This window comes from Acidovorax sp., assembly GCF_027492855.1.
Classification (GTDB): Bacteria; Pseudomonadota; Gammaproteobacteria; order Burkholderiales; family Burkholderiaceae_C; genus Acidovorax.
In genome coordinates this window covers 1-15,019 of sequence record NZ_JAPUDY010000053.1, presented here as the reverse complement: position 1 = coordinate 15,019, position 15,019 = coordinate 1, and the positions used below count along the sequence as shown (strand labels likewise).

The 15,019-nt window shown below is 61.3% G+C and carries 13 protein-coding genes and 3 tRNA genes; 9 read left to right on the top strand and 7 right to left on the bottom strand.

The genetic code is table 11. The features are described from left to right. On the top strand, positions 1 to 1,814 hold a 1,814-nt coding region (locus Q0105_RS10925; RefSeq protein ID WP_298211657.1), incomplete at its 5' end, for a RelA/SpoT family protein. 38 nt (positions 1,815 to 1,852) lie between these two features. Here the strand turns inward: Q0105_RS10925 and greB are convergent. The 4 genes from greB to hrcA all read right to left on the bottom strand — a co-directional run bounded on the left by greB (position 1,853) and on the right by hrcA (position 3,910). Next, positions 1,853 to 2,416: a transcription elongation factor GreB gene (gene greB / locus Q0105_RS10920; protein ID WP_298211655.1), complete on the bottom strand. Its 564-nt coding sequence runs from the start codon at positions 2,414 to 2,416 to the stop codon at positions 1,853 to 1,855. A 79-nt stretch (positions 2,417 to 2,495) separates the two neighbouring features. Then, positions 2,496 to 2,572: transfer RNA gene (locus Q0105_RS10915), tRNA-Arg, on the bottom strand. A 206-nt stretch (positions 2,573 to 2,778) separates the two neighbouring features. After that, positions 2,779 to 2,855: transfer RNA gene (locus tag Q0105_RS10910), tRNA-Ile, on the bottom strand. A gap of 50 nt (positions 2,856 to 2,905) precedes the next feature. Beyond that, entirely contained in the window at positions 2,906 to 3,910 is a 1,005-nt protein-coding gene (hrcA, locus tag Q0105_RS10905) for a heat-inducible transcriptional repressor HrcA (RefSeq protein WP_298211653.1), read from the bottom strand. 28 nt (positions 3,911 to 3,938) lie between these two features. Between hrcA and Q0105_RS10900 the strand changes: the two genes are divergently transcribed. Genes Q0105_RS10900 through rapZ form a run of 3 tightly spaced genes read left to right on the top strand, consistent with a single transcriptional unit; the run spans position 3,939 to position 7,365 of the window. After that, complete coding sequence (locus Q0105_RS10900; RefSeq protein WP_298211651.1) at positions 3,939 to 4,826, top strand: NAD kinase; 888 nt, start codon at positions 3,939 to 3,941, stop codon at positions 4,824 to 4,826. A 2-nt stretch (positions 4,827 to 4,828) separates the two neighbouring features. Further along, positions 4,829 to 6,523, top strand: a complete 1,695-nt coding sequence (recN, locus tag Q0105_RS10895) for a DNA repair protein RecN (RefSeq protein WP_298211650.1) — start codon at positions 4,829 to 4,831, stop codon at positions 6,521 to 6,523. Then, positions 6,502 to 7,365 carry an RNase adapter RapZ gene (gene rapZ / locus Q0105_RS10890; protein ID WP_298211648.1) on the top strand — a complete coding sequence of 288 codons (864 nt, stop codon included), beginning with the start codon at positions 6,502 to 6,504 and terminating at the stop codon, positions 7,363 to 7,365. The genes recN and rapZ overlap by 22 nt, the downstream gene beginning before the upstream one ends. 27 nt (positions 7,366 to 7,392) lie before the next feature. On the opposite strand, the gene mutY is transcribed toward rapZ, so the two are convergent. From mutY to mutM, 3 genes are all read right to left on the bottom strand, one after another. Beyond that, positions 7,393 to 8,466, bottom strand: coding sequence for an A/G-specific adenine glycosylase (mutY, locus tag Q0105_RS10885; protein WP_298211647.1), 1,074 nt, complete (start codon positions 8,464 to 8,466; stop codon positions 7,393 to 7,395). Beyond that, a complete protein-coding gene (locus Q0105_RS10880) occupies positions 8,463 to 10,427 on the bottom strand; it encodes a dynamin family protein (RefSeq protein ID WP_298211645.1) in 1,965 nt (654 codons plus the stop codon). The genes mutY and Q0105_RS10880 overlap by 4 nt, the downstream gene beginning before the upstream one ends. 106 nt (positions 10,428 to 10,533) lie before the next feature. Next, positions 10,534 to 11,349, bottom strand: coding sequence for a bifunctional DNA-formamidopyrimidine glycosylase/DNA-(apurinic or apyrimidinic site) lyase (mutM, locus tag Q0105_RS10875; RefSeq protein WP_298211643.1), 816 nt, complete (start codon positions 11,347 to 11,349; stop codon positions 10,534 to 10,536). Positions 11,350 to 11,378: 29 nt separating this feature from the next. Here mutM and Q0105_RS10870 point away from each other — a divergent pair, with 29 nt between their 5' ends. The 5 genes from Q0105_RS10870 to Q0105_RS10850 form a co-directional block, all read left to right on the top strand. After that, positions 11,379 to 13,163 carry a tetratricopeptide repeat protein gene (locus Q0105_RS10870; protein WP_298211641.1) on the top strand — a complete coding sequence of 595 codons (1,785 nt, stop codon included), beginning with the start codon at positions 11,379 to 11,381 and terminating at the stop codon, positions 13,161 to 13,163. A 65-nt stretch (positions 13,164 to 13,228) separates the two neighbouring features. After that, positions 13,229 to 13,702, top strand: a complete 474-nt coding sequence (locus Q0105_RS10865) for a lipoprotein insertase outer membrane protein LolB (protein ID WP_298211659.1) — start codon at positions 13,229 to 13,231, stop codon at positions 13,700 to 13,702. A gap of 48 nt (positions 13,703 to 13,750) precedes the next feature. Beyond that, complete coding sequence (ispE, locus tag Q0105_RS10860; RefSeq protein WP_298211638.1) at positions 13,751 to 14,608, top strand: 4-(cytidine 5'-diphospho)-2-C-methyl-D-erythritol kinase; 858 nt, start codon at positions 13,751 to 13,753, stop codon at positions 14,606 to 14,608. A 30-nt stretch (positions 14,609 to 14,638) separates the two neighbouring features. After that, a tRNA-Gln gene (locus Q0105_RS10855) sits at positions 14,639 to 14,715 on the top strand. Between the two features lie 47 nt (positions 14,716 to 14,762). Beyond that, the coding region (locus Q0105_RS10850) for a ribose-phosphate pyrophosphokinase-like domain-containing protein (RefSeq protein ID WP_298211636.1) at positions 14,763 to 15,019 on the top strand (257 nt) is incomplete at its 3' end.

Below are 15,019 nucleotides of genomic sequence, written 5' to 3'. Positions count from 1 at the left end.
TGCTGGCCATGGCGCGCGACGTGCGCGTCATCCTCATCAAGCTGGCCGACCGCACGCACAACATGCGCACGCTGTCAGACATGCCGCGCAGCAAATGGGGCCGAATCTCGTCGGAAACGCTGGAGATCTACGCGCCCATTGCCCACCGCCTGGGGCTGAACCAGACCTACCGCGAGCTGCAGGATTTGGCGTTCCGCCATCTGCACCCATGGCGCTACGCCACGCTGTCCAAGGCCGTCAACAAATCACGCAACCGCCGCCGCGATCTGGTGCAGAAAGTGCAGACCGAGGTGGATGCCGCCTTCTCGAAGATCGGCATGAAGGTGCGCCTGGCAGGGCGTGAGAAAACCTTGTTCGCCATCTACCAAAAGATGGACCTCAAGCACCTGAGCTTTGCGCAAGTGACGGACATCTACGGCTTTCGGGTCATCGTGCCCACAGTCACCGACTGCTACACGGCGCTGGGCGTGCTTCATCAGATGTACAAGCCGGTGCCCGGCAAGTTCAAGGACCACATCGCCATTGCCAAGCTCAACGGCTATCAGTCGCTGCACACCACCCTCGTGGGCCCTTCGGGTGTGAACATCGAGTTCCAGGTGCGCACCGATGAAATGCACGTCATCGCCGAAGCCGGCGTGGCTGCGCACTGGCTGTACAAAGCCCAGGACGGCGACGGAACCGCTGCGGAGCGCCTGGGCACCAAATGGCTGCAATCGCTGCTGGACATTCAGAACGAAACCCGCGACGCCGCCGAGTTCTGGGATCACGTCAAGGTAGACCTGTTCCCAGACGCCGTCTACGTGTTCACCCCCAAGAGCCAGATCATGGCGCTGCCACGCGGCGCCACTGTGGTGGACTTCGCCTATGCCATCCACAGCAATGTGGGCGACCGAACGACAGCCGCCAAAATCAACAACGAGCAGGTGCCGCTGCGCACGGAGCTCAAGAACGGCGACGTGGTCGAGATCATCACCGCCCCCGTCTCTACGCCCAATCCGGCCTGGCTGGGCTTTGTCCGCACCGGCCGCGCCCGCTCCAAGATTCGCCACTACCTCAAGACCCTGGCGCAGACTGAGTCCGAGGGCCTGGGAGAAAAGCTGCTGACCCAAGCAATCCGCGCCGAAGGCCTGGAGCAACTGCCGCCCGTCAACGCAGAAACCCAGCCCATGTGGGACAAGCTGCTGCGCTTTACCGGCAACCGCACACGCAGCGAGCTGATGACCGACCTGGGCCTGGGCAAGCGCATCGCCAGCATCGTGGCCAAACGGCTCATGGTGTTGATGTCGGAGCATGGCCATCGGCCCAATGCGCTGCTCATGACCCGCGAGCGCTATACATCGCACGAAACCTTGTCACAAGGTGCGGTCACACTCGATGGTAGCGAAAACGCCTCGGTGCAATACGCATCCTGCTGCCGCCCGGTGCCCGGTGACAGCATCGTCGGCTACCTGGGCCGGGGCGAGGGGCTGGTGGTGCACAACGCACATTGCGGTGTGGCCAAACGCCTTCAGAACAAGGACAGCGAACGCTTCATTGCCGTGGACTGGTCGGATGAACCGACGCGCATGTTTGAGACCGGCGTGGTCGTCACCGTCACCAACGGCAAGGGCGTGCTGGCGCGCGTAGCGGCTGAACTGGCGAGTTCCGAAGCAGACATCACCCATGTTGACATGGATGACGAGGCAGCCCTCGACACCACCGACCTGCGCTTCATCGTGGCCGTGCGCGACCAAGCACATCTGGAACTGGCACTGCGAAACCTGCGCCGCACCCAAGCGGTCATTCGTGCAGCCAGGATGACGCCGCAGGCGTAGCCGTCAGGCTGGGCTGCTCGCGCCATGTGAGCGAGCAGCTATCCGGAATGCGGCGGCGGGTACCGAACCTCTACCACCTCAAGCTGGCGAACACCCCCAGGTGTCGGCAACTGAACCTCATCCCCCACACGGGCCTTGAGTAGCGCCCGTGCCACGGGCGAAATCCAGCTGACTTGCAGCTCACGGCTGTCTGCCTCGTCGATGCCCATGATGGTGATCGTGCGCTCAACACCTTCATCGTCCAGGTAGGTCACCGTGGCCCCAAAGAACACCTGATCGCTGCCCGCGTGCAGGCCAGGGTCTACGACTTCAGCGATCTCCAACCGCTTGGTCAAAAAACGGATGCGCCGATCGATTTCGCGCAGTCGCTTCTTGCCATACAAGTAGTCGCCATTCTCGGAACGATCGCCGTTGCTGGCCGCCCAATGCACCACATCCACGATCTTGGGGCGCTCGTTGTCGATCAATTCCAGAAGCTCGCCCCGCAGGCGCGCATAGCCAGCCGGCGTGATGTAGTTCTTGCCGCCGGCAGGCAACGGCGGCAACGCCAACTCATCGTCGTCGTCAGCCCCATCGGTCTCTTTGGTAAAAGCCTTGCTCATAGCCAGACACCCCCGATCAGCGCAAAGCGCGTGGACAAATGAAAAAGCCTGCAATCTTTCGATTGCAGGCTTTAAACATTGGTGCGGCTGGCAGGAATCGAACCCACGACCCCTTGGTTCGTAGCCAAGTACTCTATCCAGCTGAGCTACAGCCGCTAAGCTTTGAATTATAGCATGATTTCTTGGCGACCCTCGAAACTCACTTTTTTATTTGTACTTGCCGACAAGCGGCTAAAACAAACAAAACCTCATTCAGCGCAAGCCACAATTGTAATGCACTCCATAGCCCCTCAAAGAGAAACAGAGCGCCTTACCGCAGAAAAATGGCCTTGATCACAGTGATCGTCCGTACGATTGACGGATGGTAGGGCGTGTTGGACTTGAACCAACGACCAAAGGATTATGAGTCCTCTGCTCTAACCAACTGAGCTAACGCCCCAAGCCATGCTCCAACGCTATACAACGGGGCAAGCGCCGTATTGTAGGGGCTTACTTGCGGTAGCTGAGTGCGTTGGAAACCAGCTTGGAGGTGATGTCCACGATCTGGATCATCCGGTCGTAGGGCATGCGTGTCGGGCCGATCACGCCCAAGGTACCAACCACCGTGCCGTCCACTTCGTACGGAGCGCTCACAATGGACAATTCTTCAAAAGGCACGACGTGGCTCTCGCCGCCGATGTAGATGCGCACCCCTTCGGCCTGGCTGGAGATATCAAGCAGACGCAATATCTGGGTCTTCTGCTCAAAAAGGTCGAAGGCTCGGCGCAAATTGCCCATGTCGCTGGAAAAGTCGCTCACCGCCAGCAGATTGCGCTCGCCGGAGATCACCACTTCATCCTGAGCCTCTGACAACGCCTCAGATCCAACGTTCACCGCCGCCTGCATGAGCGCTGCAATCTCCCCACGCAACACATCCACCTCTGATTTCAAGCGCTCGCGCACCTGCTCCATCGCAAGCCCGGCGTAATGCGCGTTCAAGAAGTTGGAGGCCTCGATGAGTTGTGACTGGGAATAGTCAGCCTCGGTAAAGATCACCCGATTCTGGACGTCGCCCTCAGGCGAAACGATGATGACCAAAAAACGGCGCTCCGACAGCCTCAAAAACTCGATATGGCGAAACACCGAGGTGCGTCGTGGCGCCATCACCACCCCCACGAACTGAGAGAGGTTGGACAAAAGCTGCGCGGCATTGGCGATCACCTTCTGCGGCTGCTCGGGCGCGAGCTGCGGATGCGTCAGCGGGTCCCGCTGCACGGTCAGCATGGTGTCCACGAACAGCCTGTACCCCCGCGCCGTGGGAATACGACCCGCCGAGGTGTGGGGGCTTGCGATCAGCCCCAGCTCCTCTAAGTCGGCCATGACATTGCGGATCGTCGCTGGCGACAAATCCAACCCTGACGCGCGGGACAAGGTCCGTGAGCCAACGGGCTGCCCGTCGGCGATATAACGCTCGACCAGGGCTTTGAGCAACAACTTGGCGCGGTCATCGAGCATGGAATGATTTTAATGATGTAATTTCGCGATGACGTCCAATTTCCGCCATGTCGCCCTCATAGGCAAGTACCAAGCTTCATCCGCGGGCGACAACTCTCGCCAGGCACTGGAAGACATTGCCCATCTTTTGGAGCGCCAGGGTTGCGAGGTGGTGCTGGAAGCGGAGACTGCCAGCAACACGGGACTCACGCACTACCCAGCACTGAATGTAGACGACATCGGAGCCCAATGCGATCTGGGGCTGGTGGTGGGCGGCGATGGCACGATGCTGGGCATTGGCCGCAGGCTCGCCCGGTTTGGCACCCCACTGATTGGTATCAACCAGGGTCGGCTGGGCTTCATCACCGATATTCCGTTTGATACGTACCAGACCACGCTCCCTCCCATGCTTCGCGGGGCCTATGAAGAGGATCTGCGGCCATTGATGCATGCCACCGTGGTGCGCGATGACCGCATAGTGTTCGAGGCACTCGCCATGAACGACGTGGTCGTGAACCGGGGCGCAACATCCGGCATGGTGGAATTGCGGGTCGAAGTGGGCGGGCAGTTGGTGGCCAATCAGCGCGCCGATGGGCTGATCATTGCATCCCCCACCGGATCAACGGCTTATTCGCTGTCGGCGGGCGGACCGATGCTGCACCCGTCGATCCCTGGCTGGGTTCTGGTGCCCATTGCACCACACACCCTGTCCAACCGGCCCATCGTGTTGTCCGATGCAACGGAAGTGGCCGTTGAAGTGGTGAGCGGGCGGGACGTTAGTGCCAACTTCGACATGCAGTCACTGGCCTCCCTGCTCCATGGCGACCGCATTCTGGTCAAACGGTCGGAGCACTGCGTGCGGTTTCTTCACCCCCAAGGCTGGAATTACTTCGCAACACTGCGCAAGAAGCTGCGCTGGAACGAAGGGGGCTCCTGACCATGGCACTCAGGCGGATCACGCTGCGTGATTTTGTGATCGTGCAGGCCCTGGAGCTGGAACTCCACCCCGGCTTCACCGTGCTGACGGGCGAGACGGGGGCTGGCAAATCCATTTTGATCGACGCACTGCAGTTGGCTCTGGGCGCGCGCTCGGATGCAGGCGTGGTGCGCGAGGGCAGCCCCAAGACAGACATCTGCGCTGAATTCGATTGCCCTGCACATGTACGGCCGTGGCTGGAAGATGCTGGGTTTGATGCCGACGATGTGTTGTTACTGCGCCGCACGGTCGATGCGCAAGGCAAGAGCCGCGCCTGGATCAATGGCACCCCCGCCACGGCAGCACAGCTGCGTGCGCTGGGCGACATGCTGCTAGACATCCATGGCCAGCACGCCTGGCAGAGCCTCACCCGCCCCGAATCGGTGCGTGGCCTGCTCGATGCATTCGCCGGAGTCAGCACCAGCGACACCGCGGCCCGGTGGTCGCAATGGCGCGCAGACCAGAAGGCTCTGCAGCAAGCACGCAGTGCCCAGGCGACCTTGCAGCAGGAACGCGAACGCTTGCAATGGCAAATCAGCGAGCTGGAAAAACTCGCGCCAGCGCCCGATGAATGGGATGAGCTGGATGCTCAGCACAAGCGCCTGTCACACGCCCAGGCACTGCTTGATGGCGCCGATGGCGCAATACGGGCTTTGCAGGAAGACGACGCGGGAGCACTCAGCGCACTGACACAGGCCCACGCGCTCCTGCAGGCCCAGGAACACATCGAACCAGAGTTCGCCAACCTGGCCGATATCCTCGCGTCGAGCCTGGCGCAGGCCAATGATGTAGTGCATTCACTGCACTCCTACCTGCGGCACGCCGACATCGACCCGCAGCGCCTGGCCGAGTTGGATGCCCGCATGTCGCTGTGGATGGGCCTGGCGCGCAGGTACAAGCGCCCGCCCGGGGATTTGCCCGCCCTACTCCAGGACTGGAAGACCGAGATGCGCGAACTGGACGCCGCCACCGACGTGGAACAACTGCAAGCCGCCGAAGCGACCAGCGCCAAGGCGTATCAGGCTGCGGCACGGGCGCTGTCGTTGGCGCGCGCCAAGGCGGCGCCCAAACTATCGACCGCTATCACTCAAGCCATGCAAGGCCTGGGCATGGAAGGTGGAAAATTTGAAGTGTCGGTCACCAAGGCGCCAGAACCCGCGGCCCATGGAATCGACGACGTGGTGTTCCTTGCAGCGGGGCACCCTGGCATGAGCCCCAAGCCGATCGGCAAGGTTGCGTCCGGCGGGGAGCTTTCACGCATCTCGCTCGCCATTTCGGTCACCACCAGCGAACTCGGCATGGCTCCCACGCTCATCTTTGACGAGGTCGATTCTGGCGTGGGCGGCGCGGTCGCCGAAACCGTGGGGCGGCTGATGCAACAGTTGGGGAGTGACCGCCAGGTTCTGGCAGTCACCCACCTTCCCCAGGTCGCAGCATGCGCGCACCACCACCTCAAGGTGGCCAAGCAAAAGAACCCCAAGGGAACCACCAGCACTGTGCTGGCGGTGCAGGCAGAACAACGCGTTGCCGAGATCGCCCGCATGCTCGGCGGGGAGCGCTCGACACAAACCACCCTGGCCCATGCCCGCGAAATGCTGGGCCATGTGGCAGCACCAACCCCAGCAAAGGACAACGGATGGCTCTTGAAATCGTCCTGATCACGGGCATGTCGGGCTCAGGGAAATCCGTGGCCCTGCATGCACTGGAAGATGCAGGGTACTACTGCGTGGACAACCTGCCCCCCGAACTGCTGCCCGCTTTTGTGGCACTGGAGCACCGCTATCACGGAAACCGCCTGGCCATTGCGATGGACGTGCGCAGCGCCACGTCACTGCACCAGGTTCCCCAGGAGTTGGCCCGTCTGCGCAGCCAAGGCGTTGCGGTGCAGTCGATTTTTCTGGATGCAACCATCGATACGCTGGTGCGGCGTTTCTCCGAAACACGCCGCCGTCACCCCCTGTCCCACGATGATCTCCAGCAGGGACGCAGGGCCCTGGTGCAGATCATCGAACTGGAGCGCGAACTCCTGGCAGAACTGCGCGAGCAATCGCACGTCATTGACACCAGCACGATCCGATCGTCCCAACTACAAAGCTACGTCAAGAGCCTGATGTCCACTGCACCAGGGCAATTGACCCTTGTGTTTCAGTCCTTCGCCTTCAAACGAGGAATCCCCATGGATGCGGACTATGTCTTTGACGTGCGGATGCTGCCCAACCCCCACTACGAGCCGGCACTGCGCGATCTGACGGGGCTTGACCAGCCTGTCGCAGATTTTCTACTCCTTCAACCGGATGTGACCCTCATGCGCGCCCACATCGAACAGTTCCTGGCGCATTGGCTCGAGATGCTGGACCACAACCACCGCAGCTATGTCACGGTGGCCATCGGCTGTACCGGTGGGCAGCACCGTTCGGTCTATCTCGTGGAAAGGCTGGCCGAAGCATTCAGCAACCGTTGGACCGCCCTACGGCGGCACCGTGAACTCGACGGGCGGTAAAAATCGGTTCAAGACCGATTGGATTGCTCACCACAATCGCAATTGCGTCGCGTCCAACAGCTTGCGGATGGGCGCTGGTAAACCGACGACTTCCCACTGATCGGACCCGAGCCACTCGCCCCCCCCCAAGGGATTGCCCCCGAAGTCCCCACTGATCAACACCGGATGAAGATGCAGATCCCTGTGCGTGAGCACGTGAAGAAAGGGGGGCAGCTCCTCCTGTAGATATCGCGACGGGTCACCAAGGCCCGACACAAAAGCGGTCTTAGAAGCGTCATCGGAAAAGACTGGCACGCAGTGCATGCCCGCCCAAATACCTGTTGAGGGGCGTCGTTGCAGCCACACCCACCCCTGTTCATTGCGGACAATCACGAGCTGCCACGACTCGGCCCGGCGGGTCAGCTTGCGTGTTCTGACCGGATAACGCTCTGGGTCCTTGCCCCTTCGCGCCGTACAAAATTCCATCAACGGGCATTCGTTGCAACGGGGAGCGCGCGGCGTACAGACCGAAGCACCGAGGTCCATGAGCCCTTGGGTGTACCGGGGCATGGCATGACCGAGGTCGTTTGTCGGCAGCAGCGAATCGGCCAAGTCCCACAACAAGCGCTCATTCTTGGCCGAAGCCAAGTCCTTGTCGAAGCCCAGCACGCGCGTCAGCACCCGCCGCACATTGGCATCCAGGATGGGCACCCGCTCAGAAAAACAAAAAGCAGCAATGGCCCCCGCCGTCGATCGGCCAATGCCTGGCAAGGTTGCCAGGACTGCCGCAGTACGAGGAAACGCCCCGCCATGGTCCGCCATCACCTGCTGCGCACACCGATGCAGATTGCGCGCACGGCTGTAGTAGCCCAGGCCGCTCCAGAGCCCCATCACTTCATCCTGTGGGGCCTTCGCCAGCGCATTGACATCGGGAAACCGGTCCAGAAACCGCGCGTAGTAATCCAGCACGGTACTGACCTGGGTCTGCTGCAACATGATCTCGGACAGCCAAACGCGGTAGGGATCGCGGGTTTGTTGCCAGGGCAGATGATTGCGCCCATGGGATGCCTGCCAAGCCACCACGCGCCCGGCGACATGCTCCCCACCTGCAGGCACACTCATGCAGACTCGAGATGCAGGTCGAGCGTGGCAACAGGCTCCAAACCTGGCACGGCAATGAGTTGGGCGGTGAGTTCCTGCAACCTGCCTTCCAGCAGGTCCAGCGCCTCCTCATTCGTTTCGATTTCTGAAATACGCTCCACCAGTCCGCTGGCTGCTTGCTGTATGCGGTCCACCGCTTCGATACGGCGCGCAAAACTGCGGCGACGCTCGCGCAGTTGCGCGTCGAGCTGCGCCGTGGCCGACTTGCTCCACAGCTCAAGGTCATTGGCCGCTGACTCGTACACCGTACGCAACCGCATGGCAAGGGCGCGCACCAGCCGCTCAGCAAATTCGGGCTGTGCCAGCTTCAAGGCATTGCCCATACCGAGGTACTGCAGGTGGCTTTGCTCGATCTGATCCAGATCATGCGCAAAGTGCTCCAACTGAGGGGGTGTTGGCACCTGCAGCGAAAATCCGAATTCCGCGTTGAGCTGCCGAAACGTCCCGGCCAGCATGGCCTGGATTTCCGTGCCTGAGGCTTGCGCCTTGTCCAGCGTTCCACGCAGTTTGTCGAAGGTCTGGGTGTAGATTTTTTTGACACCCAGTTTGATGCCTTTTTGCTGCAGCGTCTGCGCCAGCTCGGCCAATTCAGTCTTGAGCGCCTTCGCGCCCAGTTGCTGAAACACTGCCCGCAAAAGCTTCAGGTGCACGGCGCGCACCGCCTGGATCTTGGCCGTGCTCAGATCGAATTCACGCTGCTCCTGCTCGATGCGATGGCGCATGGACTCGATCACGGATGCATTTTTGCCCCGCAGGCTGCGCAACTCGGCCATCTGGTCGTCCAGATCGCGGCGGCGGATGTTGATGACCCGCGCCGTTTCCGTGCGCAGGCTGGCCACCCCGGTGGCCACGGTGGCTCGCAGAATGGACTGGCGCCGGCCCATGATGCCTTTGGCCAATGCTTCTTCCAATACCGGCAGTCCACTGGTTTCGAGCAACAGGTCATCCGCTGTGATCTTGGCAACCAGTCCCTTCTGGGCAGACACCGGAATCACTCTGTCCAGCGGCACCCCGAGCATTTCGGCGGAAGTGCTGCACTGGCGCTCCATCTGGGACTGAACCTGCTCCGCACTGTTCAACGTATCCCACAAGGTATCGATTTTGTTCAACACCACCAGCCGGGCATCCATGCTGTCGGGCGAGGTCGCCAGATGCTCGCGCCAAATGGACAGATCGGAGCGCGTCACGCCCGTGTCCGCGCTCAGGATAAAAACCACCGCATGCGCCTGGGGGATCAGGTTGACGGTCAGTTCGGGCTCGGCCCCCACCGCATTCAACCCCGGCGTATCCAGAATCACCAGCCCCTGTTTAAGGAGCGGATGGGGAATATTGATGACCGCATGCCGCCACATGGGCACTTCCACCAGGCCCTGGGCATCGGGCACCGGGTTTTCATCGGTCAGTTCGTCGTGCCAGAACCCCAGCGCGCGCGCATCGTCGAGGCTGACCTTGCGCACTTCGGCCACCTTTTCCAAGGCCTTGGCGATCTGGTTCGCATTGCCCACATCCAGCGAAATCTCCGTCCAGCGCTCGGTTTTCACCCGCCATTCCGCCAGGCTCTGCACCTGCAGACGAGTCTCAATGGGAAGCAGACGCAGACTGGGCGCCTGAGCGGCGTCATACCCCAGCTCTGTTGGACACATGGTCGTACGACCAGCGCTTGCGGGCATGATGCGGCGGCCATAGTCCGCAAAGAAAATCGCGTTGATCAACTCGGATTTGCCGCGAGAGAACTCCGCAACGAACGCCACCATGACCTTGTCGCTGCGGACCTGCTCCTCCAGGCGATGCAGCCGCTCCTGCACGGCCGCGTCCATGAGGTCGTGCGAGGACATCCACTCGGCCAGTCGCTTGAGCTGCTGGGCGAACTCCCGCCGCCAGGCGCCATGCTGGTCGAACTGTTCGTTGAATGAAGGTCCCACTTTGCTCCCACAGGTCTATGAATGGCCTACAGGGTAGGCATACACAAAATATAGCATCGACCGCACGCGGGCTGTCGCGAATGAAGGGGCGAAACAACCTTGCATGCTACGCCCGCTGACATTGAGGGCAAAAGTAGCTGCTCCTTTGCCCCTGGCGCAGGAGCCGTATCGCCGTACCACACACATGGCAGGGTGCACCTTCGCGCCCATATACATTGGCCGTGGTCTGAAAATGCCCCGCCATGCCGTCTGCGTTCGAAAAGTCCCGCAACGTACTGCCGCCCATCTCCACCGCACGTGCAAGCACCACGCGGATAGCCTCATGCAGCAGGCGGGCCCGCCCTGCGCCAATGCGGGCAGACACCGTGGTGGGCCGAATGCCCGCCAGAAAAAGCACCTCGGACGCATAGATATTGCCAACACCCACCACCAGCCGCCCCGCCAGCAACAGTTGCTTGATGGGCATCCGGCTTTTCTTCAGCCCAGCCTGGAAGGCAGCGAGGGAAAACGAATCCGACAGCGGCTCCATACCCAACGCGCCCAGCAACTTCGTCGCCACCGGGCTTTGTTCTCCAGGCGCAAAAACAACAGCGCCGAACCGGCGCGGGTCATGCAGCCGCATGATCCCCCGGTCGGTCACCAAGTCGAAGTGGTCATGGGCACCTGCTGGCGGCAGTCCGCTGTCAAAGCGCAGACTTCCCGACATTCCCAAATGGAGCAGCAACACGCCCTCGCTGATGTCAGTCAGCAAATACTTGCCCCGTCGGCGCAGACCCTGCACCTGCTGCCCGGCCAAAAACTGGGGGGAGCAGCCCAAAGGCCAGCGCAAGGGTTTACCCAACACCACGGATTCGATTCGAGCCCCCGTCATGGCATCAGCCAAACAGCGGCGGGTCACTTCCACTTCGGGCAACTCAGGCATACAAAACGCCGGGCAACGGGTTCACAGGCATGGATTATTATGGCCCGATGGTGCCATTTCTCCGCTTTCGAACCGCCGCATTGGCGCTGACCACCGTATTTGTGGTGGCAGCCCCATCTGCATGGGCTCAGCAATCCAGCGGTGACAACCGCGCCTCCACCAGCGAGCAGCCCGTGGAGTCCAATCCGGCCCTGGACGCCGAACTGTTCTACGAGATTTTCTTGGGCGAGATCAGCGCTCGCACAGGTGACCCTGGCGCTGGCTATGCCTTCATGCTGGAAGCCGCCCGCCGCAGCGCGGACGGCCAGCTCTACCAGCGGGCTGCGGACATCGCCCTGCAATCACGCTCTGGCGAATACGCCCTGGCTGCTGCCAAGGCCTGGAAAGAGGCTTTGCCGCAATCGCGGGAGGCCAACCGCTATGTGCTGCAGATCCTGATCGCCCTCAACCGGATTGGCGAAACCCCCGATCTGCTGCGCCAGGAGCTCGCCCAATCGCCCCCACGCGCCAAAGCCGCCACCCTGGCCTCTCTGCCCCAACTGTATGGGCGCGCCAGCGACAAAGCCCTGGCCGCGAAGGTGGTGGAACAAGCCCTGGCCGATGAGCTGACAAACCCTGCCACTGGCCCTGTGGCCTGGGCATCTCTAGGACGCCTGCGCTTTGCGGCAGGCGACAAAAGCGGCGCGCTGAACGCCGCGCGCAAAGCGCAGGAGCTGGACAACGCCAGTGAAGACGCCGCACGGCTGGCGCTGGAACTGATGGAAGAAGGCACACCAGAAGCCGAGCCGATCGTGATTCAGTCGCTGACCAAGCAGCCCGTCCCTGAACTGCGCATGGCCTATGCGCGCGTTCTTTTGGGCCTACAGCGCTATCCCGAAGCCAGCCACCAGTTGGAAGCCGTCACCAAAGAAAAGCCGGATATCCCGGAAGCCTGGCTGATCATTGCCACGTTGCAATTTCAGGACAACCGCTTGCCCGCAGCAGAGACCTCGCTGCAACGGTTCATAGAGCTCGCATCAGCCACCCCCAACGCAGAAGTGCGGCAGAAAGGCCTGACCCAGGCCTATTTGCTGTATGCACAAATCGCAGAAAAGAAGAAAGACTTTGCCGCGGCCGAGACCTGGCTGGGGCGCATTGACAACGTGGATGAAGTGTTTGGCGCCCAAAGCCGCCGCGCATCCCTGTTGGCGCGCCAGGGCAAGCTTGCGCAGGCGCGAGCCTTGCTGCGCAATTTACCCGGAACATCGGTCAACGACATGCGCATGAAGTTGGCGGCCGAGGTGCAACTGCTGCGCGAGCAACACCTCTACCAGGAGGCCTACCAAGTGCAGACCGAACTGGTCGCACTGGCCCCGGACGACACAGAACTGGTCTATGACCAGGCGATGCTGGCGGAAAAGGCCGGAAAACCGGACACCATGGAGCAATTGCTTCGCCAGGTGATCGCACGCCAGCCGCAATACCACCATGCCTACAACGCGCTCGGCTATTCGCTGGCGGACCGTGGCCAGCGGCTACCCGAGGCCAAGCAACTGATCCTGAAGGCACTGGAATTTGCGCCGGGCGACCCTTTCATCATGGACAGCCTTGGCTGGGTGGAATTTAGACTGGGCAACAAGGCCGATGCACGGCGCCACCTGGAGGCCGCCTACAAGGTCCGGCCTGATGTGGAGATCGCCGCGCACCTGGGCGAGGTGCTCTGGAGCCTGGGTGACAAGGAAGGCGCATCCAGAATATGGAGAGAAGGCCAGCGCGCAAGCCCCGACAACGACACCTTGAAAGAGACGCTCAAACGCCTCGGAGCCTCCCTCTGATGCCCTCGCTCGCCAGCAGCAGCGCGCGCGGCCAAGCGTTGCGCGTGCCGCCTCAGTCCCGTCGAATGGTGTGGTGGTGGATCGCCGCCCTGTGCCTGTTGTGGCTCGTGGGCTGCGCTCAGCCGACACCAAGAGCTGCGGGCGAGGAGGCCTGGAGTGGTCGGCTTGCCCTGCAAGTCGACGGCCAAGCCTCTCAATCGTTCTCCTCAGCGTTCGAGCTGCAAGGCAATGCCCAAAGCGGCAGCTTGGTGCTTCTCAGCCCCCTGGGCAGCCGCATGGCACAACTGGACTGGAAAGATGGCCATGCAAGGCTGCAGAGCGGGGAGGAAACCCGCACCTCAGACTCTCTGGAGGCACTTCTGCAGGACGCGACCGGCACACACATTCCGGTTGTTGCGCTTTTTAGCTGGCTCAACGGCACCCATGCCACAGCACCGGGCTGGCAGGCTGATTTGTCGGGCCTCGCAGATGGCAGACTCGTTGCGCGCCGCGACCACCCCGCTCCACAAGCCACGTTGCGCATTGCGCTGACCCGGTAGTGGCCGGTAGCGCCGCCCCGCTTCGCCCCCTCTCTTTTTGCTCCTGTGATGCAAGCTCTGTACGACGTGCCGGCCCCGGCCAAGCTCAATCTCTTCTTGCACATCACCGGGCGGCGCGCTGATGGCTACCACCTGCTCGAGTCAGTCTTCATGCTGGTGGACTGGTGCGACACCTTGCATTTTGAGCGCCGCGCCGATGGCGTCGTCTCCCGAGAGGACCTGAGCGCAGCACTCCCAGACGTGGACCTGACCGTCCGGGCGGCGCGTGCGCTGCAGGCAGCCACCGGGTGCACCCAGGGCGCACACATCGGTGTTCTCAAGAGCATCCCTGCCCAGGCGGGCATGGGCGGCGGCTCCTCGGATGCAGCCACCACACTGCTTGCACTGAACCGGCTGTGGGGCCTGGGCCTGTCGCTGGCAGCGCTGGAAACGATCGGCCTACAACTCGGCGCGGATGTTCCGTTTTTTTTACGCGGCCGCAACGCTTGGGTGGCCGGAATTGGTGAGACAATCACGCCGCTTGAGAAAGCACAGCAACTACCGCAAGCGCGCTTTGCCATCGTGAAGCCCGCAGCAGGTTTGGAGACAAAAGCAATTTTTTCGTCGCCAAGTTTGAAACGCGATTCAGATAGTGCTACAATCTTAGGCTTTGCTGCAGCACACTTTCACTTCGGTCGAAATGACTTGCAGCCAGTTGCCCAGGCACTTTGCCCCGAAGTTACCGAAGCCATTGAATGGCTCCAGAACCGAGGATTGCAAGGCCGGATGACAGGCTCAGGCAGTGCAGTGTTTGCGCAAATGTCACATGCGGTTGACTTGAGCAACGCCCCTGCGGGCTGGCAAGTGAAGGCATGTGAAAATCTGATGATTCATCCTCTGGCAGGGTGGGCATCAGAAGAGAATTAAGGTTGGCTGCTTTCAGCAGTTGACCTGTGTAGGGGAGTCGCCAAGTTGGTTAAGGCACCGGATTTTGATTCCGGCATGCGAAGGTTCGAATCCTTCTTCCCCTGCCAAATATTTTCTCGCGTACGGGCTTTTACTTCAGATTGCTGGGACTCTCATGCAAGCCAATAACACCGACTTCATGGTTTTTACCGGCAATGCCAATCCTGGCATGGCAGCTGAAATTGCCCAGCACCTCGGCACAACCCTGGGTGCCGCTGACGTGGGACGCTTCTCTGACGGCGAAGTCACCGTCGAAATCAAGCAAAACGTGCGTGCACGCGATGTTTTCGTGGTGCAGTCCACCTGCGCGCCCACCAACGAAAACCTCATGGAACTGCTGATCATGGTCGATGCGCTCAAGCGCGCGTCGGC

Coding starts and splice junctions, on each gene's coding strand:
- mutM (WP_298211643.1), bottom strand. CDS start 11,349: ATGCCTGAGTTGCCCGAAGTGGAAGTGACCCGCCGCTGTTTGGCTGAT.
- greB (WP_298211655.1), bottom strand. CDS start 2,416: ATGAGCAAGGCTTTTACCAAAGAGACCGATGGGGCTGACGACGACGAT.
- ispE (WP_298211638.1), top strand. CDS start 13,751: ATGCAAGCTCTGTACGACGTGCCGGCCCCGGCCAAGCTCAATCTCTTC.
- Q0105_RS10870 (WP_298211641.1), top strand. CDS start 11,379: ATGGATTATTATGGCCCGATGGTGCCATTTCTCCGCTTTCGAACCGCC.
- recN (WP_298211650.1), top strand. CDS start 4,829: ATGGCACTCAGGCGGATCACGCTGCGTGATTTTGTGATCGTGCAGGCC.
- mutY (WP_298211647.1), bottom strand. CDS start 8,466: ATGAGTGTGCCTGCAGGTGGGGAGCATGTCGCCGGGCGCGTGGTGGCT.
- Q0105_RS10900 (WP_298211651.1), top strand. CDS start 3,939: ATGACGTCCAATTTCCGCCATGTCGCCCTCATAGGCAAGTACCAAGCT.
- hrcA (WP_298211653.1), bottom strand. CDS start 3,910: ATGCTCGATGACCGCGCCAAGTTGTTGCTCAAAGCCCTGGTCGAGCGT.
- Q0105_RS10865 (WP_298211659.1), top strand. CDS start 13,229: ATGGTGTGGTGGTGGATCGCCGCCCTGTGCCTGTTGTGGCTCGTGGGC.
- rapZ (WP_298211648.1), top strand. CDS start 6,502: ATGGCTCTTGAAATCGTCCTGATCACGGGCATGTCGGGCTCAGGGAAA.